Origin of the sequence: Histophilus somni, from assembly GCF_014202395.1 — a bacterium.
In the GTDB taxonomy this organism is placed as follows: domain Bacteria; phylum Pseudomonadota; class Gammaproteobacteria; order Enterobacterales; family Pasteurellaceae; genus Histophilus; species Histophilus somni.
Genome location: NZ_JACHGQ010000007.1, coordinates 1 through 25,024, shown reverse-complemented (window position 1 = coordinate 25,024; position 25,024 = coordinate 1). Strand labels below are relative to the sequence as shown.

Annotated in this window: 23 protein-coding genes; 8 read left to right on the top strand and 15 right to left on the bottom strand. The window is 37.2% G+C overall.

The window, feature by feature from the left end; genetic code table 11:
- Positions 1-75: 75 nt before the first annotated feature.
- From asd to HNR69_RS05670, 11 genes are all read right to left on the bottom strand, one after another.
- The gene (asd, locus tag HNR69_RS05720) at positions 76-1,191 is read right to left on the bottom strand and encodes an aspartate-semialdehyde dehydrogenase (protein WP_075294435.1); all 1,116 of its coding nucleotides are present in this window, start codon (positions 1,189-1,191) and stop codon (positions 76-78) included.
- Between the two features lie 126 nt (positions 1,192-1,317).
- A complete protein-coding gene (gene ftsX / locus HNR69_RS05715) occupies positions 1,318-2,256 on the bottom strand; it encodes a permease-like cell division protein FtsX (RefSeq protein ID WP_075294434.1) in 939 nt (312 codons plus the stop codon).
- Positions 2,257-2,265: 9 nt separating this feature from the next.
- On the bottom strand, positions 2,266-2,916 hold the full coding sequence (gene ftsE / locus HNR69_RS05710) for a cell division ATP-binding protein FtsE (protein WP_012341308.1): 651 nt from the start codon (positions 2,914-2,916) through the stop codon (positions 2,266-2,268).
- A 126-nt stretch (positions 2,917-3,042) separates the two neighbouring features.
- Positions 3,043-4,083, bottom strand: coding sequence for a DNA polymerase III subunit delta (gene holA / locus HNR69_RS05705; RefSeq protein WP_075294433.1), 1,041 nt, complete (start codon positions 4,081-4,083; stop codon positions 3,043-3,045).
- Positions 4,083-4,586 carry an LPS-assembly lipoprotein LptE gene (locus HNR69_RS05700; RefSeq protein ID WP_075294432.1) on the bottom strand — a complete coding sequence of 168 codons (504 nt, stop codon included), beginning with the start codon at positions 4,584-4,586 and terminating at the stop codon, positions 4,083-4,085. The genes holA and HNR69_RS05700 overlap by 1 nt, the downstream gene beginning before the upstream one ends.
- A 48-nt stretch (positions 4,587-4,634) precedes the next feature.
- Positions 4,635-7,217 (bottom strand): leucine--tRNA ligase, encoded by a 2,583-nt coding sequence (leuS, locus tag HNR69_RS05695; RefSeq protein WP_075294431.1) that lies wholly within the window; start codon positions 7,215-7,217, stop codon positions 4,635-4,637.
- Between the two features lie 286 nt (positions 7,218-7,503).
- The gene (gene apaH, locus HNR69_RS05690) at positions 7,504-8,325 is read right to left on the bottom strand and encodes a bis(5'-nucleosyl)-tetraphosphatase (symmetrical) ApaH (RefSeq protein ID WP_075294430.1); all 822 of its coding nucleotides are present in this window, start codon (positions 8,323-8,325) and stop codon (positions 7,504-7,506) included.
- A 50-nt stretch (positions 8,326-8,375) separates the two neighbouring features.
- Entirely contained in the window at positions 8,376-9,221 is an 846-nt protein-coding gene (gene rsmA, locus HNR69_RS05685; RefSeq protein ID WP_011609705.1) for a 16S rRNA (adenine(1518)-N(6)/adenine(1519)-N(6))-dimethyltransferase RsmA, read from the bottom strand.
- Positions 9,222-9,296: 75 nt separating this feature from the next.
- Entirely contained in the window at positions 9,297-10,241 is a 945-nt protein-coding gene (locus HNR69_RS05680) for a peptidylprolyl isomerase (RefSeq protein WP_041604998.1), read from the bottom strand.
- Positions 10,242-10,323: 82 nt separating this feature from the next.
- The gene (gene pyrR / locus HNR69_RS05675) at positions 10,324-10,866 is read right to left on the bottom strand and encodes a bifunctional pyr operon transcriptional regulator/uracil phosphoribosyltransferase PyrR (protein ID WP_075294429.1); all 543 of its coding nucleotides are present in this window, start codon (positions 10,864-10,866) and stop codon (positions 10,324-10,326) included.
- Between the two features lie 159 nt (positions 10,867-11,025).
- Positions 11,026-12,279, bottom strand: coding sequence for an aromatic amino acid transporter (locus tag HNR69_RS05670; protein WP_178384278.1), 1,254 nt, complete (start codon positions 12,277-12,279; stop codon positions 11,026-11,028).
- A 168-nt stretch (positions 12,280-12,447) separates the two neighbouring features.
- Here HNR69_RS05670 and ppa point away from each other — a divergent pair, with 168 nt between their 5' ends.
- Positions 12,448-12,975, top strand: coding sequence for an inorganic diphosphatase (ppa, locus tag HNR69_RS05665; protein ID WP_011609664.1), 528 nt, complete (start codon positions 12,448-12,450; stop codon positions 12,973-12,975).
- Between the two features lie 58 nt (positions 12,976-13,033).
- Positions 13,034-13,798: a M48 family metallopeptidase gene (locus HNR69_RS05660; protein WP_075294427.1), complete on the top strand. Its 765-nt coding sequence runs from the start codon at positions 13,034-13,036 to the stop codon at positions 13,796-13,798.
- A gap of 68 nt (positions 13,799-13,866) precedes the next feature.
- On the opposite strand, the gene rluA is transcribed toward HNR69_RS05660, so the two are convergent.
- The 3 genes from rluA to HNR69_RS05645 form a co-directional block, all read right to left on the bottom strand.
- A complete protein-coding gene (rluA, locus tag HNR69_RS05655; RefSeq protein WP_075294426.1) occupies positions 13,867-14,532 on the bottom strand; it encodes a bifunctional tRNA pseudouridine(32) synthase/23S rRNA pseudouridine(746) synthase RluA in 666 nt (221 codons plus the stop codon).
- Position 14,533: 1 nt separating this feature from the next.
- On the bottom strand, positions 14,534-17,434 hold the full coding sequence (gene rapA / locus HNR69_RS05650; RefSeq protein ID WP_075294425.1) for an RNA polymerase-associated protein RapA: 2,901 nt from the start codon (positions 17,432-17,434) through the stop codon (positions 14,534-14,536).
- A gap of 174 nt (positions 17,435-17,608) precedes the next feature.
- Complete coding sequence (locus HNR69_RS05645; protein WP_075294424.1) at positions 17,609-18,340, bottom strand: copper homeostasis protein CutC; 732 nt, start codon at positions 18,338-18,340, stop codon at positions 17,609-17,611.
- 183 nt (positions 18,341-18,523) lie between these two features.
- On the opposite strand from HNR69_RS05645, the gene celB reads away from it, so the two are divergent.
- Genes celB through HNR69_RS05620 form a run of 5 tightly spaced genes read left to right on the top strand, consistent with a single transcriptional unit; the run spans position 18,524 to position 22,829 of the window.
- On the top strand, positions 18,524-19,798 hold the full coding sequence (gene celB / locus HNR69_RS05640; protein WP_087437298.1) for a PTS cellobiose transporter subunit IIC: 1,275 nt from the start codon (positions 18,524-18,526) through the stop codon (positions 19,796-19,798).
- On the top strand, positions 19,799-20,761 hold the full coding sequence (locus HNR69_RS05635; protein ID WP_075294422.1) for a glycosylasparaginase: 963 nt from the start codon (positions 19,799-19,801) through the stop codon (positions 20,759-20,761).
- Positions 20,758-22,203 carry a M17 family metallopeptidase gene (locus tag HNR69_RS05630; protein WP_075294421.1) on the top strand — a complete coding sequence of 482 codons (1,446 nt, stop codon included), beginning with the start codon at positions 20,758-20,760 and terminating at the stop codon, positions 22,201-22,203. The genes HNR69_RS05635 and HNR69_RS05630 overlap by 4 nt, the downstream gene beginning before the upstream one ends.
- Before the next feature lie 9 nt (positions 22,204-22,212).
- Positions 22,213-22,524 carry a PTS sugar transporter subunit IIB gene (locus tag HNR69_RS05625; RefSeq protein WP_012341291.1) on the top strand — a complete coding sequence of 104 codons (312 nt, stop codon included), beginning with the start codon at positions 22,213-22,215 and terminating at the stop codon, positions 22,522-22,524.
- Positions 22,521-22,829: a PTS lactose/cellobiose transporter subunit IIA gene (locus tag HNR69_RS05620; protein WP_075294420.1), complete on the top strand. Its 309-nt coding sequence runs from the start codon at positions 22,521-22,523 to the stop codon at positions 22,827-22,829. Before HNR69_RS05625 ends, HNR69_RS05620 begins: the two co-directional genes overlap by 4 nt.
- 14 nt (positions 22,830-22,843) lie before the next feature.
- On the opposite strand, the gene HNR69_RS05615 is transcribed toward HNR69_RS05620, so the two are convergent.
- On the bottom strand, positions 22,844-23,662 hold the full coding sequence (locus HNR69_RS05615; RefSeq protein WP_075294419.1) for a helix-turn-helix domain-containing protein: 819 nt from the start codon (positions 23,660-23,662) through the stop codon (positions 22,844-22,846).
- A gap of 284 nt (positions 23,663-23,946) precedes the next feature.
- Between HNR69_RS05615 and udp the strand changes: the two genes are divergently transcribed.
- Positions 23,947-24,705: a uridine phosphorylase gene (udp, locus tag HNR69_RS05610; protein ID WP_075294418.1), complete on the top strand. Its 759-nt coding sequence runs from the start codon at positions 23,947-23,949 to the stop codon at positions 24,703-24,705.
- Positions 24,706-25,024 lie beyond the last annotated feature (319 nt).

The window sequence follows — 25,024 nt, the reverse complement described above, 5'->3', positions numbered from 1 at the left end:
TACCTCTTTTTCAAAAATCAAACGTCATTAAAAAGAGTATCAATATTAATATCGATACCCTAATCTGCTATTAAATTAAGCCACTAACTGTTTCAAAATACGGCGAACCGGTTCAGCTGCCCCCCATAATAATTGATCTCCAACTGTAAATGCCGCTAAGTATTCAGGTCCCATTGCTAATTTGCGTAATCGTCCTACAGGAATACTTAATGTGCCTGTTACTTTCGCCGGCGTTAATTCACGCAAGGTTACTTCTTTATCATTAGGGATAACTTTTACCCATTCATTGTGACTTGCAATAATCTGTTCAATTTCATCTAAAGGTAAATCTTTTTTCAGTTTGATCGTGAAAGCTTGACTGTGGCAACGTAATGCACCGATACGTACACATAAACCGTCAACTGGAATTGGATTATTACTTAGTCCTAAGATTTTGTTGGTTTCTGCATAGCCTTTCCATTCTTCTTTAGTTTGTCCTGTTTCCGGTAATAATTTATCAATCCAAGGAATTAAGCTGCCTGCTAATGCAGCACCAAAATTGGTTGTTGAGAAGTCCTCTGCACGCATTTTGGCGGTAACTTTACGTTCAATATCAAGAATTGATGTGGCAGGATTTGCCAATTCGTCCTTGACACTATCTTCCAGCTGTCCCATTTGTACTAATAACTCGTGCATATTCTTTGCACCTGCTCCGGAAGCAGCCTGATAAGTTGCAACAGAAACCCATTCCACTAAATCACGTTCAAACAGCCCCCCAATTGCCATCAACATTAAGCTAACAGTACAATTTCCTCCAACAAAGGTTTTGATCCCTTTCTGTAAGCCTTCACTAATCACATGTTGGTTTACCGGATCTAATACAATAATCGCATCATCTTTCATGCGTAATGCCGATGCCGCATCAACCCAATAGCCATTCCAACCTGTTGCTTTTAATTTCGGATAAACTTCATTGGTATAATCACCGCCTTGACAAGTAACGATAATGTCGAGTTTTTGTAACTCTGCAATATCAAACGCATTTTTTAATTCACCTGCATCTTTACCCGCAAAAACAGGGGCTTTTTGTCCTACCTGAGAAGTGGTAAAAAATACTGGATTAATATTCGTAAAGTCATTTTCTTGTACCATGCGATCCATGAGTACAGAGCCAACCATACCACGCCAACCGATAAAACCTACATTTTTCATATAATCTCCCTTATTAGTTAATGTTGTGTTGAATTGTAAAAAGAATATCTCAGTTAATTACAGAACATTTAAGATAAAATCAAGTTTTTTTAATAAAAAAGCGAAGAATTTTAAATTTTCTGCTTTTTATCTAATATTTTTATGTAACAAATTCATATAACGACTTGCTGAGAGCCAAGCACTTAAATAGCCCATTAATGTACAGCAAACAAATAAAAACAATAACTCAATGATAGTAATTCCTTGCAACGTAAAACTGACTGCAAAAATATCAGTGACATATTTAACCGCACTTGTAAAATAACCAATGAGTGCGGCACTAAATATACCGGCAAATAACGCACCTAATATTGCATAAATCATGCCGGTGTAAAGATAAGGACGTAAAATAAACTGATCTGTTGCACCTAGTAATTTCATAATTTCAATATTCGCTTGGCTGCTATATACATCAGATCGGATACTATTTCCAATTACTAAAAATACTGAACACACCATCAATACGGCACAAAATATCGCAATATGTGCGATTAGCCAAGAAAGTGCGGTCAATTTTTCTAACCATTCATTATCTAAACGTATATCATCCACTCCCTTAATCTTAAAAAGATTTTCACGCAGTTGATGGCGTTTAGTATTTTCATTGTATTCTTGAGTAAGTTTAATCATTACAACAGCAGGAAGCGGGTTATCATCCAGAATATCCAATCCTTCAGAAAAGCCGGAAAAATGACGAAATTCGTTTAAACTTTCCTTTCGAGAAATATAATTTAAACTTTCTACGCCCTCTTGCTGACGTATTTTCTCTACAACAATATTGGCATCTGTTTCCGATAGATTTTTATGCAAAAATAGCGTGAATTCAGTTTTAGGAGAAAATTTTGTCGTTGCATGATATAAATTTTTCCACAACAAATAGCTAACGGTTGGAATAGTTAACGAAACCGCAATAACTAAAATAGTCATTAAAGTTGAATACTTTTTCTTGATTAACCCTGCCAACACTGCTTTCAGTACATAATGTACCTGCACGCACCAAGAGGCATAAATAGGACGATGAGCCATAACCTTTCCTTAACGTAAATAACCATTTTCCAAAACCAAACAAGGCTTCGGTTTCTGCTGGACAAGTGTTAAATCATGAGTAGCAATTAACACCGTCATGCCTAATTGATTAAGTTCTTCAAATAAATTAAAAATACCCAGCGATAATTTGATATCTAAATTTCCCGTCGGTTCATCGGCTAATAATAATTGAGGTTTATGCACAATAGCACGAGCAATATCCACTCGTTGCTGTTCACCACCCGATAAATAAACAGGGTAATGTTTCGCACGCTCACGCAAACCAACACGATCTAAAGCAGCCAATGCTCGAGTTTCAGCCTCTTTAGGATGAATACCACTAATAATTAAAGGAAGTGCAACATTTTCAGCAATGGTATACTCCGTGATTAAACGATAATCCTGATGAACCATGCCAATTTGACGGCGTAGAAAAGGAATTTCATATTTAGATAAACGTGTAATATTATGCCCATTGAACCAAATTTTACCGCCATTTGCTCGTTCCATGCCCATAATTAACTTTAATAGGGTACTTTTCCCTGCACCGGAATGCCCCACAACGTAAGTCATGCTCCCTATAGGTAAATGAAAATTGAGTCCTTGCAAAGCAGGATTACCGCCCAAATAGGCTTTACTCACATTTTCAAAACGTATCATTTTTCTTCCTATGTATTAACTTTTTTAATTGACGAATTATAACGGATATTTTGTACAAAAAATGATGAATCCAAGAAAAAGCGTTAGTAGAGATATGGAATAAACCTAAATTTTTTGTGAATTCAACTAAAAACAGCAAATTTTTGCAGATAAATTATCTAATTCATTCCAAATATCATGACTAAAATCCGCCTTGGTTTTTCTTTCTAAATCAGCAAGTTGCTGAATTATCATATACAACTTTCGGTAAGTCATACGTTGTATCGCTTGGATAAAAAAAGGACGTCGATTTTGCCATACTTTTAAGCGATCAAACCGTTCTTTTAATTGTGAACTCACCAGCGGAATGTCAATATTAGCGATATGCTGTTGTGGTTGGGTCAATTGTAAAATCGTGAGTAGCTCTCGTTGTAAAGCACGTAACAAAATTATCGGTTGTACATCTTCTGCTTTTAACCCTTGTAAAATTCGCACTGCCCGCTCTAATTTTCCCTCTAACAACGTATCAATCCATTGAAATACGGTAAATACGGAAGATTGCTCTATGACCGAATTCACTCGATTAAAGGTCAATTTATGATCCGGATAAAGCAAATCAAGCAATTGTAAAACCTGCTTTAAAGCAAGTAAATTGTTCTCATAGCTATAACAAAGCAGATTTATCGCCTCCGGCACAATCTCTAATTTCATACTGTATGCACGCTGACTGATCCAACGAGGCAATTGGTCGACAGTCGGTGTTTGGCAATTCACTAACACAGCTTGAGGCTCTTTTTGTCCTGCTAATTCAAACCACGTTTGTTTTTCCATTGGCTTAGTAAGTTTCGCCATCTGTAAAATCAGTAAGATATCGGTATGAAGTAACGTTATCAGTTCTTGTAAATTCCGCTGTATAAGTGCGGTCGGATTTTCAGGTAAAGTTAAAATCAGCATTTGACGCTTAAAGAATAACCCGATAGATTGAGCCTGTTCCAAAATAGAACGCCAGTTAGTGGTATTATCTACAGTAATTTCTAACTTTTCATCAAACCCTTGTAATATCGCAGTCTGTACAATTGCATCTCGGCTCTCAGTCAGCAATAAAGGATCTTGTCCAACCAAATAATACACAGTGGACAACCGTTTATTGAGTGATAATTGGAGCTGTTCGGAAAAGATGCGGTTCATTATTTACCTTGAAGTTGCGTTTGTAATGCAATCATTTTGCCAATTAATTGGCGGGCTGCCTGTTCACGCATATCATTCCAAATAATCTCCTTCTCTGCTGATTTTGCTAATGCGGCACGAGAATTATCAAAGAAAGTGCGGTTGACATTAGCAAAAATCGGATAGCTTTGTTTATTCGGTAAACTCACTGTTGCCCATACTTCTAAGGTTAAAATTTTCTCTGCTTCATAACCTCGCTTGAAAACTGAGGCTACCTGCTCAGTATTTTTTGTGCTATTTAGACGCAAAACAGTGACATTATTTTGATTATCAACGATACTCACATTGTTAGCTTGTAATTGACGACGTAGTGCAATTGACATTTTACTGTGAGGGTCGTTGCTTTCCAGTACCAATGTTCTTAATTCATATGGAATTAATTCACCATTTTGAAAATGAAATCCACAAGCACTAATAAGCAAAATGCCAACGCCCAGTAATGCTATTTTAATTTTTTTGAACATAAAAACTCCCCTAAATTGAACCGCACTTTCACGTGCGGTTATGTTTTCTTATTTTGCTACAAAGCTAAATAATTTACCCGGTACATAAATGGTCTTAACTACAGTTAAACCATTCAAGAATTTTTGTACATTTTCTTCTGCTAAAGCAACTTGTTTAATTTCATCTTCCGACATATCAGCAGGAACGGTTACTTTAGCACGAACTTTACCATTTACTTGTATCACAACCAATTTTTCATCTTCAACCATAGCTTCAGCATCGGCTATCACCCAAGGTGCAAAATCAATCGCACTTTCGTTACCTAAGTCTTGCCAAAGTTGGAAACAAATATGTGGTGTAATCGGATAAAGCATACGCACAACGGCATTCAATGCTTCTGCCATTACTGCACGATCTTGCTCATTGGATAATGATGCTTTGGTGAGTTTATTCATTAATTCCATGATTGCCGCAATTGCAGTATTGAATGTTTGGCGACGACCAATATCATCGCTCACTTTTGCAATAGTTTTATGTACATCACGACGCAATGCTTTTTGCTCGACTGAAAGAGCGGTAGGATCTAATGCGGTTTGTGCCGGATTTTGATTGTATTCAAAAACTAAATTCCATAGGCGGCGTAAGAAACGATTTGCCCCCTCTACTCCTGACTCTTGCCATTCGAGTGTCATTTCTGCCGGTGAAGCAAACATCATAAATAAACGGACTGTATCTGCACCGTATTTCTCCACCATTTCTTGCGGATCAATACCATTATTTTTGGACTTAGACATTTTGGTCATACCGCTGTGAACAAGCTCGTGACCTTCATCATCAACAGCTTTGATAATACGACCTTTCTCATCACGCTCTAACGTTACTTTTGTCGGCGATACCCAAATACGCTCATTGGTTGGGCTGGTGTAATAAAATGCGTCTGCAAGTACCATACCTTGACACAGTAATTTTTTGCTTGGCTCATCAGAAGTTACGAAACCGGCATCTCGCAACAATTTGTGAAAGAAACGGAAATATAATAGGTGCATGGTTGCATGTTCAATGCCACCAATATATTGATCCACCGGTAGCCAATAATTCGCTTCATCTGCATCTAACATCGCTTGTTGATATTGTGGAGAGGTATAGCGTGCATAGTACCAAGAAGATTCCATGAAAGTATCAAAGGTATCCGTTTCTTTTAATGCTACTTGTCCGTTATAAGTGGTTTTTGCCCATTCAGGATCAGCCTTAATCGGACTTTTTACTCCGTCCATGACTACATCTTCCGGCAAAACAATTGGTAAGTCCTGTAATGGGGCAACTACGACATCACCATTTTCCAGTGTCAGCATTGGAATTGGTGCTCCCCAATAACGTTGACGGGAAACTCCCCAGTCACGTAAACGATAGTTTACTTGACGTTTTCCTACACCGATTTTTTCAAGTTTATCCGCAATACCGTTAAAGGTTGCCTCAAAATCCAAACCGTCAAACTCAGCAGAATTAATAGTGATACCATGCTCAGTATAAGCCTGTTTTGAAAAATCCCATGCAGAATTATCCGCCGGCTTAATCACGGGGAATAAAGGCAATTGATATTTTTGTGCAAATTCATAATCACGTTGATCATGTGCAGGAACTGCCATAACCGCACCTGTACCGTAGTGCATTAACACAAAATTTGCTACCCAAATCGGTAACTGTTTACCTGTCATCGGATGAACGGCATACAATCCTGTTGCCATGCCTTTTTTCTCCATTGTGGCAAGTTCCGCTTCAGCCACTTTGGTATTTTTTGCCTCGTGAATAAAAGCAGCCAATTCAGGATTATTTTTTGCCGCACTTTCAGCTAACGGATGTGCCGCCGCAACCGCTAAATAAGAAACACCATAGAAAGTATCCGGGCGGGTTGTATAAACTGTTAAGGTTTGATCTGAATGATCAACGTTAAAGGTAATTTCAACCCCTTCGGAGCGACCTATCCAGTTACGTTGCATAGTTTTTACCATATCCGGCCATTCAGGAAGCTGATCTAAATCACTTAATAATTGTTCAGCATAGTCCGTAATTTTAATAAACCATTGCGGAATTTCTTTTTGCTCCACAGGGGTATCGCAACGCCAACAACACCCCTCATGTACTTGCTCATTTGCCAAAACGGTTTCATCATTCGGACACCAGTTTACTGTTGAGGTTTTTTTATAAACCAATCCTTTTTTGTACAACTCAGTAAAAAACCATTGCTCCCATTTATAATATTCAGGTTTACAAGTGGTAATTTCACGATCCCAGTCAAATCCGAAGCCCAACACTTTAAGCTGATTTTTCATGTATTCGATATTTTCATAAGTCCATTTTGCCGGTGCGGTTTTATTTTTAATTGCCGCACCTTCTGCTGGCAACCCAAAAGCATCCCAGCCCATAGGCTGTAAAACATTTTTACCGTTCATTCGTTGATAACGGGAGATAACATCGCCAATGGTATAGTTACGAACATGCCCCATGTGTAAACGACCGGAAGGATAAGGAAACATGGAAAGACAATAATATTTTTCTTTGGAAGGATCTTTAACGGCTTTGAATGTTTTCTTTTCAGCCCAATATTTCTGTACGTCTGCTTCGATAAGATCAGGACGATATTGTTCTTGCATAATATTACCTTTTATATGAAAAATTACCGCACTTTTTCCGCTAAACCCCTTACTAAAAGACTTATTCATAATGGAAAGTGCGGTGCAAATTGGATATAGAAAATGTGCTATAGGATAGCCTAAAACCGGAGAAATGAACAGGGAAATTCTTGAGCGGCGACAAGGAAAAATCGTTACTCACAATACAACCGCACACTTAGCATATATTGTTATATGAACCGCACCGCACTACAGTTCTCTGTTATTCAGATTATTGCACACGACATAATATTGCACTGTTGCCACTCTAAAAATAATCTTTCAATGCTCCTTGAACAAAATACTGTTTATCTTCCCATCGTAACATCGTCATACGGTTACCCCAAACACAACCTGTATCAAGGGCATAAATATTCGCCGGTGTCGGTGTATCCACTAAACTTGCCCAATGTCCGAAAACCAAATTTTGTACTTTAAACAACGGATTATTCAAGTTAAACCAAGGGATAAGTTCTTGCGGTGCTTTTTCTACTGACGCTTTACAAGCGAAATCTAAGCGATGATCCCTGTAGCAAAAACGCATTCGAGTAAATACATTGATACTATAACGTAAACGTTGCAAACCTTGCAGATCGGCAGACCAACGATCAGGTTGGTTATCATACATATTGCTGATTAAATAATGGTAATCACCATGTTGTAATTCATTTTCAACTTCTCTTGCACAAGATTTTGCGGTATCCAAATCCCAGTCAGGCGAAATGCCCGCATGACTCATGACAAAATCACATTTTTCATCATGGACAAGCAAAGGCTGATGTCGCAACCAATCAATTAATTCAACAAAATCCGGTGCTGTAAAAATCGCTTCGACATGGTCTTGTAAACTTACTTTTTTAATACCAAGTGCGGTTGAAATCAGATGCAAATCGTGATTGCCCAACACCATTTGTGCCGCCGCCCCTAAAGATTTTACAAAACGCAAACATTCTAAGGATTTATCGCCTCGTGCTACTAAGTCACCAACAAGATAAAGTTTATCTTGTACAGGATTAAATTGAACCGTCTCTAACAAAAGCTGTAATTCGTCATAACAGCCTTGTAAATCACCGACTAAATAAGTTGCCATAATGTTGTCATTGATTATTATCTTAACTCTTGCAGTTTTGTCTTGGATTTTTACTCCGATTGCAGATCTTCTGTTGGCGGATTATCCGCTAAATAATTTGCCAATCTTGCATAATCAGCAATAGATAAATTTTCGGCTCGTGCCTCTAAATCAATTGCAAGTGCGGTTAATTTTTCCGCCGAAAATAAGGTTGATAAAGCATTACGTAAAGTTTTACGACGCTGGTTAAAGGCTTGTGTAGTCACACGATTTAACCAGTACAAATCTTTCACCGGATAAGGTAATTCTTTATGTGGTATTAAACGCACAACAGCCGATTCAACTTTAGGTGCAGGTTTAAATGCGGTCGGAGGAACTTCTAAAACCGGTAATACTTGGCAAAAATATTGTGCCATGATAGTTAAACGACCATAAGCTTTACTGTTTGGTGCTGCACAAAGACGTTTAACGACCTCTTTTTGCAACATAAAGTGCATATCTTGAATAATTGCATGATATTTGAAAAGATGAAACATCAAAGGTGTTGAAATATTGTAAGGTAAGTTACCAAATACACGTAACTTCTGATTTTTCTCAGCCAAGTTTTCATCAATATAAAGCTGTTCAAAATTAAATTGCATTGCATCATATTCAATCACATTTAATTTTTGATGTAAAAATGGATGATGGCGTAAACGTTCAGCAAGATCACGATCCAACTCAATAACCGTTAAACGCTCTACTTTTTCGGCAACCGGTTCAGTCAACGCACCTAAACCGGGACCAATCTCAACAAGAAATTGTTCTTTTTGTGGATAAATTGCCATCACAATATTTTGAATAATATTATTGTCATGCAAGAAATTTTGCCCAAAACGTTTACGAGCAGTATGTCCTAAATGTGTTTTTGACTTCATAAGTGAAAGTGTGAATGCTAAAAAATTGGCGGTATTATAAAACAAAAATCCCGACTTTGCGTCGGGATCTCATAATTAATTAAAATATTGAATATGTGCTCGTTTACGCAAAGCCTTTATCCAGTCGCCTGATGCCTCTTGCAATTGTTGATTCACAATTTGTTGATATGCTTCTTGCATATAAGCTTCTCTCGTTATATCCGCATTGCGAATATCCGTTACTTCTAAAATATGCCAACCAAACTCTGTTTTGAATGGTGTCGAAATCACACCTTTTTTAGATGTTCTGATAACCTTGGCAAACTCTGGAACATAGGCTTCAGGGAACATAAAACCTAAACTTCCACCATCTGCACCGGAAAGATAATCTTTAGAATATTTCAAGGCGGCATCCGCAAAAGTTATCTTATTCGCCAAAATATCTGCACGAATTTGAGTTAATTTTGCTTTGGCTTGTGCATCATTCAGCAGAGGATTCAATTTTAACAAAATATGCCGTACATTATATTCAGGTGCGGTTACTTTTTTCTCTTTTCCTTGTTTTTTCGCTTGTTTAAATAGTTTTAGTCCTAAGTCTTGAATTTCTTCACGAGTAACATTCACACTACTGCCAATGGCTTGATTACGCACTTCAGATATTAAAATCTGATAGGCAATCTGTTGACGATACGCCTGATAATTAATGCCCTGATAATCTAAGACATCAAGAAACTGTCCAAAGGTTAATCCATTTTGTGCGGCAATATTTTCGATAACACTATCTACATGTGCTGGAGCAACCTTGATTCCTAACTCTTGAATAGCTTTTTGTACTAGTAAATCATCAATAATACTATTCAAAGCTATTTGACGATTTTCCTCATTATTTGCTCGTTTTCCCAACACCTTTTTTACTTGGCTTTCTAAAATAGGATTCCCATCAACGGTAGCCACTACCCTTTCAGCCGCCTGTGCTGTTATCGTAATGCTAAGTAGACCAATTATTGAAAACAACACTGCTTTGAAATTAAATACTTTCATTTTTTTATTCCGCTTTTTCATTCTGTAAGACGTTTGTAAATTTGTTCATTAGAGTAGCAATTTTGCAAAAGGTTCACAAATGTTATTTTGTGACCAAGGCAACTTCATAACGATCATCAAATTGCATTGTGCGAACCTGAACTTGCTCACTACGACTTGTGGGAATATTTTTCCCGACGTAATCGGCACGAATTGGTAATTCTCTATGCCCACGATCGACAAAAATCACTAATTCCACTTTAGCCGCTCGACCAAAATCAACTAAAGCATCAAGTGCGGCTCGAATGGTACGACCAGTAAACAATACATCATCAACTAAAATCACCGTTTTATTCTGGATATTAATATAATTGGATGCTCCACTATAAACAGGCAACTGGTGCTGTTGATCCACATACTCTAAATCATCACGGTAAAAAGTGATATCTAAATCAATAGAGGGCAATTCAATTCCACTGAACTCTATAATTTTTCGCTTTATTAACTCGGCAAGTTCAGCACCTCGGCGTTTAATGCCAACAATCACAATATCATCAAGCGACTGATGTTTTTCGATAATCTCATGGGAAATACGAGAAATCGTACGCATAAACTGATGTTCAGCAATAATGATTTTTTCTGCCATTTTTATCCTACAATACTCCCTAAAAATTGTGCCTACTATAGCAAACAAATCAAAGCTAATACTAGGAAAATTTACAGAAAAGCACCCACGTATCTACAGTGGGTGCCAAATAAAGCATACATTAACAAGATAATTATTTTTCTTACTTTTTCAAGCTATTTAGCCTCTAAACTCCGGTAAAAAACCGAACTGCATTGCAAGTTGTGCGAAGATATTTAATAAACCAAATGCGATGACGAAATATATCATAAAATTTCCACCGTAAGCGGTAAAACTGCTACTTTTGAATTTCTTACGACTGGCTTTCGCTAATAAAGCCGGTACAATTACCGCCCAGATTGTTGCTGCTAAACCAGCATAACCAATGGCTAATACAAAGCCGTAAGGAAATTGTAAGCTCAATAATAATGGCGGTAAAAACGTAATTAACGCTGTTTTAGTGCGTCCAGCAACACTATCATCAAATTTAAATAAATCAGCGATATAATCAAATAACCCTAACGTTACACCTAAGAATGAACTTGCAATTGCCATATAAGCAAAAAATTTCAGTGTAAGTGCTATATAATCTGTTTGTAAGTATTTACTTAATGCGTCTAATAATGCTGAAATATCACCGCCCTTTTCAATGACTGGCATAAATTCAGCTCTTGGTAAATTTCCCTGAATAGCCAACTGCCACAAGATATAAATCACTAATGCAATGCCTGTACCTATGAAAATCGCTTTTAAAACCTGACTTGCATTGCGATCATAATACTTCACCAAACTGGGAACATTTTGATGAAAGCCAAAAGAAACCAAACAAACAGGTAACGCCACCAACGCATAAGGCAAATATTGTTGTTCACCTTGTACAGCATTTAGCAATACTTCTGTATTTACCGAACCGACCAGATTGGTTATAGAGAGGAAAAAGGAAATGACCATTCCTGCAATTAATACCACACTGAAACGATCAACAGCTTTCGTGGAAAACCATACAAACCCTGCCAGCACAATACAAAAGATAAGCGATCCGGAACTACGCCCAATATCTACCGCACTTTCTGTACTACTTAACAATTGATTAAAAAAACCTTGCGTAATCCCACCGCCTGAAGTGATATAAGCATAGGTTAAAATATAAAGTACAAATGCGACAGACACACCATTAATCAAATTCCAACCTTTCCCTAATAAATCTTTGACAATAGTATCAAAACTGGCACCCGTAGGATAATGTAGATTTGCCTCAAGTAACATCAATCCTGATGTTGTCATACAAAACCAAGTATAAATTAAGATTAATGTTGAACCTAAAAACCATACACCCGCAGTTGAAGTAGGATTGGCTAACATTCCTGCACCGATAGTTCCTCCGGCAATAATCATTGCACCACCAAATAAAGAAGGGATTTTTTTTGTCATAATAGATCCTCATTTTGAAAATTGAATTTTGCACTATTATAATAGTTCAAAACTTTTTTACAATACTTTTTTCAGTAAGAAGATTCTTTGTTGATAACTCGACAATTCCCTAGAAATAACGCTATAATTCCGCAATCTGATTCATCAATAACATGTAAAAGGAAAAGAAAAATGGGTTTAGAAAATGTACCTGCCGGTAAAGCGTTACCGGATGATATTTATGTTGTCATTGAAATTCCGGCAAACTCAGATCCAATCAAGTACGAAGTAGATAAAGAAAGTGGGGCATTATTTGTCGATCGTTTTATGGCGACCGCTATGTTCTATCCGGCGAACTATGGTTATGTAAATAATACACTTTCTTCTGATGGTGATCCTGTGGATGTATTAGTACCAACGCCATATCCGTTACAACCGGGTTCTGTAATCCGTTGTCGTCCAGTTGGTGTATTAAAAATGACAGATGAGGCGGGAGGCGATGCGAAAGTTGTAGCTGTTCCACACACAAAATTAAGTAAAGAATATGATCATATTAAAGATGTTGATGATCTACCGGCTTTATTAAAAGCACAAATCCAGCACTTCTTTGAAAGCTATAAAGCATTGGAAGCAGGTAAATGGGTTAAAGTTGACGGTTGGGAAGGTGTTGAATCGGCTCGCCAAGAAATTTTAGAATCATTCGAGCGCGCTAAAAAATAATCTCTAAAAACCGCTCTTACTCAAAGAGCGGTTTTTTATTAATAGTTTAAATATCATTATGTCGATTAAAAAAATTATTTTTGTCATATTTACTGTGTTACTGCTCAATGCTTGTGCAGATTCATCTTCAATTAATCAACAGTCTGCCTCAAGTTATGTGCAGATAATCGGGCAAGCTGAAGCAAAAGGAGTGGTTGATAAAAGCTCACCGACGGCAAAACGTATACATAAAATTTTTAAAAAAATGCGCCCTTATGCAGATAAAGAAAACAACACCGGGCAAGTTTTTACATGGCAATTAAATGTTATCAAATCAAAAGAAATGAATGCTTGGGCGATGCCGGGAGGCAAAATGGTGTTTTATACGGGGTTAGTTGACAACTTAAAATTAACTGATGATGAAATTGCTACAGTAATGGGGCATGAAATGGCACATGCGTTAAAAGAACATGGTAAGAAAAAAGCGAATTTGGGTACGTTCACTAATGTAGTTGCACAAGTTGCTCATGTTGCTTTATCAACAAAATTTGGCACTGACGCAAGTGGACTGATTGTCGGACTTGCTGCGGATTGGGGCTTAAATAAACCTTATTCACGTAGTGCCGAAGAAGAGGCGGATGAAGTAGGCTTATTCCTGATGGCAAAATCAGGCTACAATCCTAAAGCAGCACCACAATTGTGGGAAAAAATGAAAAAAGCCTCCGGGGGTTCAAAAGGTTTGCTGGATAAGCTCATCTCAACTCACCCCACCGATGATGCTCGCCAAGCGAATTTATTAAAATTAATGCCACAAGCTATTGAGTATTATAAAAATAGACAATAGTTCCTTATAAACACAAATAATCAGCCCGTAATCATATAGATTAAGGGCTGATTATTTATGCTAGCAACTCAAATCGGAAAATCCGCCGGTGTGCTAAATTGCATCACTTCTTTTGTCAGCGGGTGAGTTATTTGTAAAAATTCCGCATGCAAACACAAACGTGGAGCAAGCGATTTTGCTTGTGGGGGTGCATAGAATTTATCGCCTAAAATTGGATGTCCTAATGCAAGCATATGTAAGCGTAATTGATGTGATCTTCCGGTAATAGGCGTTAATCTGACTTGAGTGATATTATTTTTGAATCTTTGTAAAACCTCAAAATTTGTTACCGCACTTTTTCCATGAACAAAACAAATTTTTTGTCTTGGGCGATTCTCCCAATCACAAATCAACGGCAAATTCACTGAGCCGGTATCTTGTGCTAAATGTCCCCAAATCAATGCTTGATAATGTTTTTTAGGCTCACGCTCACGAAATTGGCGTTTTAGCTCTCGATCTGCCATTTTACTCATTGCAAAAAGCAAAATGCCGCTTGTTGCCATATCTAGACGATGTGCCGGCTCACAAAACCCATATTTTTCTTTCACCCTCGACATTGCACTATCATAATATTGCGGTTGATTACCGGATACAGAAAGCAAGCCGCTCGGTTTATTCACCACGAGAATATGATCATCACGATATACAATGTCCAAATAAGGTTCTAAAGGGGGACGATAATCAATTAATGCCATGTTATTCCTTATTACTCACAATTACCCGTAAACTGTCTAAACGCCAATTTGCTTGATTAAGCAATTCAAGAGATAACGTACGCTGATTTTCTAACTGTTCAATTTCCTCTGGACGAATATTTTTATTGACCGCCTGCAACGCATATAATCGATTTATTTCCGCACTCAATGATTGATCCGCCAGTTGTTTAGCTTGTTCAATTATCATTTTAGCTTGCTCAACTACATTTTTTGCACTTTGCTTAATTAATTGCTCAATCGCTGGACGCATTATTTTAATGACTTTTGTTGCCATATTTTTACCCATTGGTTTCAGTTGTTTTTGCAAGCCCTGAAAAGAAATTTGATGACTTAAATCATTCCCTTTAATATCAAGAAGTAAACGTAGCGGTGTTGGAGGTAAAAAGCGAGTCAACTGTAATCCACGTGGTGATTGGCTCTCAATTATATAAACTAATTCAAGTAGCAATGTACCGGTAGGTAATTGTTTATTTACCAATAAAGCTACCGCACTTTTACCTATATCACCACTGACGATTAAATCAATCCCATTACGCACAATTGGGTGATCCCAAGTAAGAAACTCAAGATCTTCACGAGCCAACGCTAAATCACGATCAAAAGTAACAGTAACCCCTTCTTCTTTTAAACCCGGAAAATCAGGGACAAGCATCGTTCCTGTCGGGCTAATGACAATAGATTTTTCGCCAAGATCTTCTTGCTCAACACCAATAATATCGAATAAGTTCAATGTGAAATCAATGAGCTCTGTTGAACCGTCTTGTATCGCAATGTCATTCGCTAATTGTTGAGCCTGCTCACCGCCATTGGAATTAAGTTCCAATAAACGATCTCGACCTTGCTCCAATTCGGATTTTAGCTGTAATTGTTGCTGATGAGTCTGTTGAATAAAAGCCTGAAAATCGTCCGTTGTGTCCGAAGTTAAAAATTCTGTCAATTTTTCACCGCACTTTTCATGCAAAATAGCCCCCATTGGACAGGTTTCCTCAAATGCGTTCAAACCTTCATGGTACCATTGAGCCAAGCGAATTTGCGGTGTATCAGCAAAACAAGGGACATAAATTTGAATATCTCGACGTTGACCTATACGATCCAACCGCCCAATACATTGTTCCAATAAATCGGGATTATTCGGCAAATGGAATAACACTAAATGACAAGCAAACTGAAAATTTCGACCTTCCGAACCGATTGAAGAAGTTAGTAATACCTGTGCACCCTCTTCTTGCTGTGCAAAATATGCAGAGGCACGATCTCGTTCAATAATCGACATATTCTCATGAAATACCGCACTACGAATTCCTTCCTTCTCTCGCAATGCCTGCTCCAATTGTATGGCTGTTATCGCATCTTGACAAATCACTAAGATTTTTTCTTCACGTAAACTCTTAACTAAATGAATTAACCAATCCACTCTAGGATCAAAACGCCACCAAGTTGCATCCGCATTCATTTTTTGGAAAATTTGCTCAGGATAAAATAACTCAGGATCTTTTATTTCCCCCAACATCTTCAACACATTAATCGCATTTTGATATTGTGTTGGTAAATCTAATTTGATTTGATGATAAATACGATGAGGAAACCCTTGCACACCTTGTCTTGTATTGCGAAATAACAAGCGACCGGTTCCATGACGATCAATTAGATTACTCATTAATTCTCCTCGAGCAACCTGCTTTTGTTCCGTATCAGCTTGAGAATTAATCACTTTGAGCATTGGCTCGATATCTTGCTCGCTAAGTAATTCTGCTAAATGATTTTGTTCTTCAACTGTTAAAATATGCTCTGATAACAGACTTTGTACTGCTTTAGCAACAGGTTGATATTGTTGCTGTTCTTTTTCAAAAGCCCGATAACTATAAAAACGATTAGGATCCAATAAATGCAAACGGGCAAAATGACTTTGTTGCCCCAATTGCTCTGGTGTCGCCGTTAATAATAATACGGCAGGAATCACCGCACTTAATTGCATAACCAATTCATAAGCTACGCTTGGCGAATCTTCCGACCAAGTGAGATGATGAGCCTCATCAACAATCAATAAATCAAACTCACCCGCCAAGGCTTGTTTTGCACGTTTCGGTTGTTGAACAAGCCAATCTAAAGCACAAATAATTAGGTTTTCAGCAACAAAAGGATTTGCTTCAACATGATCTTCCGGATTATCAAAATCAGCACACCGTTCTTCATCAAATAAAGAGAAATGCAAGTTAAAACGACGTAGCATTTCAACAAGCCACTGATGCTGTAAAGTTTCAGGCACCAAAATTAGCACTCGCTGAACTTTTTCAGCAAGCAATTGTTGCTGTAAAATCATACCCGCTTCAATCGTTTTACCCAAACCGACTTCATCGGCTAATAATACCCTCGGTGCGATACGTCGCCCTACCTCTTGTGCAATATGTAATTGATGAGGAATCAGACCGGCTCGATTTCCTCTTAATCCTCTTAAAGAGGACTGAAATTGTTCTTGTTGGTGTTTTAGTGCCTTGTAACGCAATACAAAATGCTCATTGCGGTCAATTTGTGTACTAAATAAGCGATCCTGCGGTTTACTAAAAGAAATTTGGTGAGCTAATTCCATTTCTTGTACGGCAATCTCTTCGTTATTATCAAGTCGTTGCACAAGATAAAAAGCCAACTCATTGCGAATCATGACATCAACAACTTTTGCTTTCCAACCTAATTGGTGTGTAATCTCATCACCTTTTTGAAACAATACTCGAGTTAAAGGGGCACTTGCTAAAGCATAAATACGCATTTCATCCGAGGCGGGAAAAGAAATGGTAACGGTACGATTATCTTGTCCCGTAATAATACCCAAACCAAGACTATTCTCACTTTCACTTATCCAACGCTGACCAATTGCAAATAACATAAATAAAACAAAGCTCTTTATAAAAATAAATAGGGGCGTATTCTACCTTATTTCTCTAAAAATGTTGTGGTTATTAGTAATATTTTCACGGCAAAATTAGTTGGTTGAATAATGAAAAAAGAGCGGTGAAAATTTTGTTTTTTTCACCGCTCTCCAGATAAAATTTATGCCCCTCTATTCTTGGAAAAGTTTCTTTATGGCAATAATTTGATTTCGATCTGTTGTCCAAATTTTGTAATCATCTTCTGCTTTATTTCCCATCGTCACACTGGAATTACCTTTCATTGAACTCTGACGAAAAGTTTTGGCTGATAAATGTAATTCATCAACTTTACTGATTTTTACCAATTCCAAGGCATTATTTGGATTAACGCCGGCACCAGCCATAATCTTAATTCGTCCTTTTGCCTGTTGTACCAAGGTCTTTAAAACATATCTCCCCTCAAATGCCGTCCTTTGCTGTCCTGAAGTTAAAACTCGCTCACACCCCAATTCAATAAGCTGTTCTAAACCATGATAAGGATCGCTACAAAGATCAAACGCACGATGAAAAGTAACCCCCAAACCTTCAGCCGCACTTATTAGACGATGGCAAATTGATAAATCAATTTCACCGTTTTCGGTTAATGCTCCAATAACAACACCTTGAGCTCCTAACTGTTTCGCAATGTGGATGTCCTGCTCCATCATTTTTATTTCATGTGCATTAAATAAAAAATCTCCGGATCTGGGACGAATCATTACATAACAAGGAATTTTACATAAACTCAATACTTCTTTGATTAAGCTATAAGGAGGAGTTACCCCTCCTAACGCTAAACATCCACATACTTCTAAACGATCCGCACCTGAATTTTGTGCAATTAATGCTGACTCAATATTATCAATACATATTTCTATATCCATACAAACCTCAAAAAATGTATCACATCATTAAACATTTAAAAAATTAAATATATTCTAATAATATTTACATTAAAATAAAATTAATCATATGATACTTTTTTAATTTTGTGATCTTTATCAACTTTTTTCAAACAAAAATCACCTACAATAAGTTTTGTAATTTCTTACTTACTGGAGGTTATTATGTCCTTGTTTAAACAAATTGAAAATAAATTGATGGCGACTGCCGGTAAATTAGCCCAACAGCGTCATTTAGGAGCAATTCGAGATGCTTATATTTCGTTTATGCCTTTTATCATTGTTGGTTCTATTTTACTGGTAATTAGTTCATTTCCATCTCAAAGCTATAAAGATTTCATGAGCGCAACCTTTGGAAAGGGTTGGGATAATATCATAGAAATTCCCTTTAATGCTGTTTTTTCTACAATGTCTATATTTATTGCTTTTCTGGTTGCCTATAGACTCGCTGAACGTCTAAATATAGATAAACTTTCCTCCGGTATATTATCTCTCTCAGCTTTCCTTATTTTGACTCCTTTTGTTAAAGTTGAAAACATCGGTTCAGTTATTTCAACACAATGGTTAGGATCAAAAGGGTTATTTATTGCTATGCTTGGGGCAATCATTTGGACCGAATTATTCGCCTTTCTCATTCGCAAAAATATTGTGATCAAAATGCCTGACGGCGTACCGCCGGCAGTACAACAGTCATTCTCAGCTCTCATACCGGCTTTATTGATTATGATTTTAGTATTAGGCATTCGGATTTTATTCTCGAAAACTGAATATAATACTATTCATGAATTTGTATATACCGTGCTGGCTACACCAATTCGCCATTTTGGTACTTCTTATATCGGTGCATTACTGACCGTATTCATGATTGATATTTTATGGTCAGTAGGAATCAATTCAGGTTCAATGGTTAATGGAATCTTACGACCGTTCTGGTTAGATAATCAAGCTGAAAACCTGGCAGCAATGCAAAATGGATTAACACCTCCTCATGTGATTACCGAACAATTCTTTGATATGATCTTTATGGGAGGTTCAGGTTCAACTCTCGCCTTAGTCTTGGCAATGCTTATTTTTGCCCGTAGCCAACATGCTAAAAAAGTGTCACGTTTAGCTGCCGGCTCATCGGTATTTAACATCAACGAACCTGTCTTATTTGGTCTGCCCGTTATTTTAAATCCAATTATGCTTATCCCATTCAATCTTGCACCTTTAGTTATTACTACAGTACAGTATGTTGCAATGTATTTGGATATTGTTGCGACGACAACCGGAGTTTATATCCCTTGGACATTACCGCCTGTTTTAAGTGGTTTTATTGTAACTGGGCATATTTCCGGCGCACTTATACAAGTAATCAACTTATTCATTGCTGCAATGATTTATTTACCATTCTTCCGTATTATTGATAAGCAATATCGAATGAAAGAAGGACAAGTATAAATGAATAATTCAAGATGGGGGATGATTGCAACTTGGCGTATGGCATTTGAAGGACTTTGTCAGGCAGTTGAATTACTTAAAAACAAAGGAAGTGCAAGAGATGCAATTTTAACTGCGGTTACACAAGTAGAAAATTACCCTCTATATAAATCTGTTGGTTATGGCGGGTTACCCAATGAAGAGGGAGATGTCGAATTGGACGCTGCCTTTATGGATGGAACTTCTCTGGCATTGGGAGCTGTAGCCGGCTTGCGTAATATCGCAAATCCAATTCTCGTTGCCGAAGCATTAAGTCATGAACGTTTTAATAGTTTTTTGGTAGGTCACGGTGCTGAAAAATGGGCATTAAAGAAAGGCTTTCCTGCTAAAGATATGCTAACGCCCCGTGTTAAAACATTTTATGAAAAACGCTATCAAGAGACTCTCGGTCGTGGATTAAGTCCATATTCCGGGCATGATACAGTGGGCATTATTGCACTTGATAAAAATAATAATATTTGTGTGGGTACCTCTACCAGTGGGTTATTTATGAAACGTCATGGGCGAGTTGGAGATTCGCCTATCTCAGGTTCAGGGTTCTATGCTGATTCCCATATAGGTGCGGCAACAGCTACAGGTCTGGGGGAAGACTTAATGAAAGGCTGCACCAGTTATGAAATTGTACGAAAAATGAAAGAGGGGATGACACCACAACAAGCTGCTGATACGACAATCAATGAATTAGAAATACGATTATTAGAACGTTACGGAACAGCAGGAGATTTGTCGGTTGTATGTATGAATATGCAAGGAGAGTTCGGTGTATCAACTAATATTGATAATTTTTCCTTTGTCGTATCAACAGAGCAATATAACCCTATCATTTATCTGGCTAAACGAGAAAATGGAATTACACAATATGAACCGGCCTCAGAAAGTTGGCTACAAGCTTATCTTGACCGCATTCATGGAGAGTTAAAATGAACATTGAATTTCCGCTTTATGATTGGCAAACCCAATTAGAGATAAAAAACGCTTTGTTGTTTTTTTGGAAAGAAGATCGAGATTTTTTACAGCAACAACCCTGCTTGAAACCTCTGCTTTCTATACTGGACATGGAAAGCAAAATCGAGATAGGCAGAAATATATCGAATGCCGGCTTATATAGCTTACCTTTTTCTAAAAAAGAAGTGGCTGAAAACCCACACTTAATGGGGAAAATACGTCATTTTTTGATGGAAAAAATGGCACACTCAGATGCACAAAGAATCTTATTACATTGGGGAAAAGAAACCGTAAAATTAGAACGGCAGATCAATGAACAATTGATTATTAGTTATCTCAACCTTTCTTACTTTCCAAAATATTTAGGTTTTAAAGAGACCGCCACATCGCCTGAATTTGGTGTTATAGTGGAAACACCGGAGCAAAAGCGGCAACTATCGAATAATTATTTAGAACTATGCAAAATAGTATTAGGTATGCTAACAGCCAGGAAAATTTCAGATCTGCCCAGCGATATTGCGACACCTGAATATATTGCAACAAAATTAAGCAGTTATGCATATAAATCTCAACTTTCCATACGATGCTTAGATGCAGAAGATCTGCAAAACTACGGCTTGAATACTCTATATGCGGTAGGTAAAAGCGGTTTACATCCCCCTTTTTTAATTCAAGTCGATTACCAAGGCTCCCCTGATTGTAATCAGACCTATTGTTTCGTTGGTAAAGGTATCACTTTTGATACAGGAGGATTATGGTTAAAAACAGGCAATGGTATGAAAACCATGAAATATGATATGTGTGGTGCTGCCTTATTAATTGGCTTACTTGAAACCGTTGTAGAAAATTCATTGCCTATTAACATACGTATTATTGTCGGTGTAGCAGAAAATATGATAAATGAAAAAGCGATGCGCCCCGGAGAGATTGTCCGATCTTATTCAGGAAAAACTATTGAAATTATTAATACAGACGCAGAAGGGCGGTTAATTTTAGCTGATTTATTATCATTCGCAGCTGAACAAAAACCCTCAGTAATTATTGATGTTGCAACTTTAACAGGAGCTGTTGTAAAAGCACTTGGTTATGATATTTCCGGTGTGATGACAAATAATACAGAAATTCTACATCAACTTAATTTAGCCGCAATACAAACACAAGAGGCGATATGGCAACTACCTTGTGATGATAGATTTCTCGGCCAAGTGGAAAGCCATATTGCAGATTATTGCAACACTCCGCCAAATAATGCGGCGATTTGTGTTTCCGCAGGATATTTCCTTAGTCGGTTTGTTAATGACTGCACTTGGGCTCATTTAGATATTAGCGGCACAACCTTATTTAGAGATCAAGGAATCTATTCAAGCGGTAAACCATTACATCTACTTTATCAATTTCTGAAAAATAATGTTTCAAAATAGGGAGAAAAAATGAAAAGAATTTTACTTATTTGTGATTTAGGCATGTCCACCAGCTTAGTAGTTAAACGTATGAAACAAGCAGCTGAAGCACAGGGTTTACCCGTTGAAATTGAAGCTAAGGGTATGCAAAGCTTTCGTTCATTAATACAAGATTTTGACTGTGTCCTATTAGGTCCTCAAATTTCCTATAAGCTGCAAGAATGCCAAACTATTGGTGCAGAATTCGGCAAACCTGTCGCTTGTATTGATATGATGAGTTATGGCATGACCGATGGAGAAAAAATTTTAGCACAAGCACTATCTTTATTGGAGGAAAAATGAGTGAGCAACTTGAAATGCAATTGATGAATTTAATTCTTCAAGCGGGAATATGTCGTAGTGCTTTAATGGAAGCACTACAACATGCTAAAAAACAGCAGTTTGAGGAAGTAGATAGATTACTTAAACAGGCGGATGATGCTTTGTTAGCAGCACATCACGCTCAAACAGAACTCATCGGACAGGATGAAGGTAAGGGGAAACTACCCGTCACTATTATTATGGTGCATGCACAAGATCATGTAATGAATGCTGTTTTGTTAATGGACATCATCAAAGAATTTATTGAGCTATATCGAAAAAAATAAAAAAACTAACTGTCCTACCGGCGATATTTCATAAGATAATCATAAGGGGACAGTTTTTTTAAGCGATTTCGTTTAAGATGCTTATTCAGATACTCTTCATATCTTAATAGTTGTGCATCAAATCCTAATCTGCTATCAGTGTAATAACCTGATACTAACCGTATAAAATCTTGTTCAAAATTCACCGCACTTTGCAAAATTAAGGTAGACGTAACTACTTTAGTCTTTTTGGCAAAAGCCTGTACTATGGCATGATGAGTAATATCTTCGGCTAACTCAATTTCTTGAATTTCATAAGGTAAACTAGATTTAAAGTAATTGATAATACTTTGTTGACGCTGTAGTTTTCTGTCCAAGCAAGCACAACTGATATATCCTGTCAATTTCTCTATTAGAATAAAAAGATAATCTTCCTCTTTAGAAATCTCTTTAGGCAGGGGAAACATTGCCAAAAAAGTACAACCAACTTGAGATGGTAAATCTTTCTTATTAGCAATATTTAGACCATATTTTTTTAAACAACGACTAATAACTGCTCGAGATACTCTTTGATTGATTAGATTTCTTCCAGCTTCAAGAAGTTCATCTAAAGATAAAGCGAAATATTTTCGTAGGTAGCAAATCAAATATTCCTGTTCAAAAGAAAGAGTTCTATTAATTTTTTTCGGTCTATGAGAACGATCATTAACATCTTGCCTATTTCTCCAACGACGTACCGTTTGAACCGAAATGCCTAACTGTTCTGCTAACTCAAGATCTGATTTATCTGATTTTTGTAAATAAGCTCGAATTTTTGGTGTCGTAGTTGCATTTAAATGTAATTTTATATCCATAGTCCAAAATAATATGAAAAATATATAAAAACATACTCTAATGATATACTCATTTACCGATATTTTAAAAATAAATACTAATAAAAAGAGCAGTGAAAAAATCAATTTTTCTACCAACAGGTGGAATTATATTTCAAGGAATATTCTAATCTTATAGAAGATTAGAGTCCAACCTTAACACTCATATTGTACCTTCCCATATTTTATACCAACAGGAAAGAATTGATGAAATTGCAGAGGTGCTTTATACTGAGAGATATTACAACAAACAAAAGGAATATTTTATGTCTGATGTCTTTCATCTTGGCTTAACAAAAGCCTTATTGGATGGAGCAGAGTTAGCCATCGTACCAGGTGCACCTGAAAGGGTAGAACGTATTGCTCGTCTATTGGATAATCCGAAATTTTTAGCTTCAACTCGAGAATTTACTTCTTGGTTGGGTTATATAGGTCAAAAAGCCGTCGTTGTTTGCTCAACTGGAATTGGTGGTCCTTCCGTTTCTATTGCGGTAGAAGAATTAGCACAACTGGGGATCCGAACTTTCCTCAGAATCGGTACAACGGGTGCAATTCAACCGCACATCAACGTAGGAGATATTCTTATTACCACAGGAGCGGTACGTCTTGATGGTGCAAGCCGTCATTTTGCTCCACTAGAATATCCTGCTGTTGCCCATTTTGATTGCATGTCCGCTTTACATCATGCTGTTTCAAATGAACCTAGAGATAGTGTTCACATCGGCATTACCGCCTCATCAGACACCTTCTATCCAGGACAAGAACGTTACGATACCTATAGCGGAAAAGTTTGTCGCCATTATCAAGGTTCATTAAAACAATGGCAAGCATTGAATGTCATGAACTATGAAATGGAAAGTGCAACATTATTTACAATGTGTTCAGCTTTGGGACTGCGTGCAGGTATGGTATCAGGTGTAATCGTAAACCGTACTCAACAAGAAATTCCAAACGAACAAACCATTCATAAAACTGAACAAAAAGCTATTGAAATTGCTATAAAAGCAGCTACTTTGCTGATTTAAAACGTAATACCCCGACTTTTTGTCGGGGTATGAAATATTATCAATGAAATCTATAGAGAAAATTCTGTTTGAAATGTTGTGCTAGAAGTAACTTCTCGTTCAGTGGCTGATCATCATTTATCGTCAAGCAAATCGCTAAAAATAAATCACCTAAAAAAAGAGCGATAAAAAAACAATTTTCCTACCGCACCTCTTCACGCTGCTTCATTACCCTACTTTTTATGACTACCTTGTTATCACCTTATTACTTTTTTTCTCCCAGTTTCCTCTTCCCTCTTCTCTCTTCCCCGCCTTATCCCAAATAACAAAAAACCCTGAG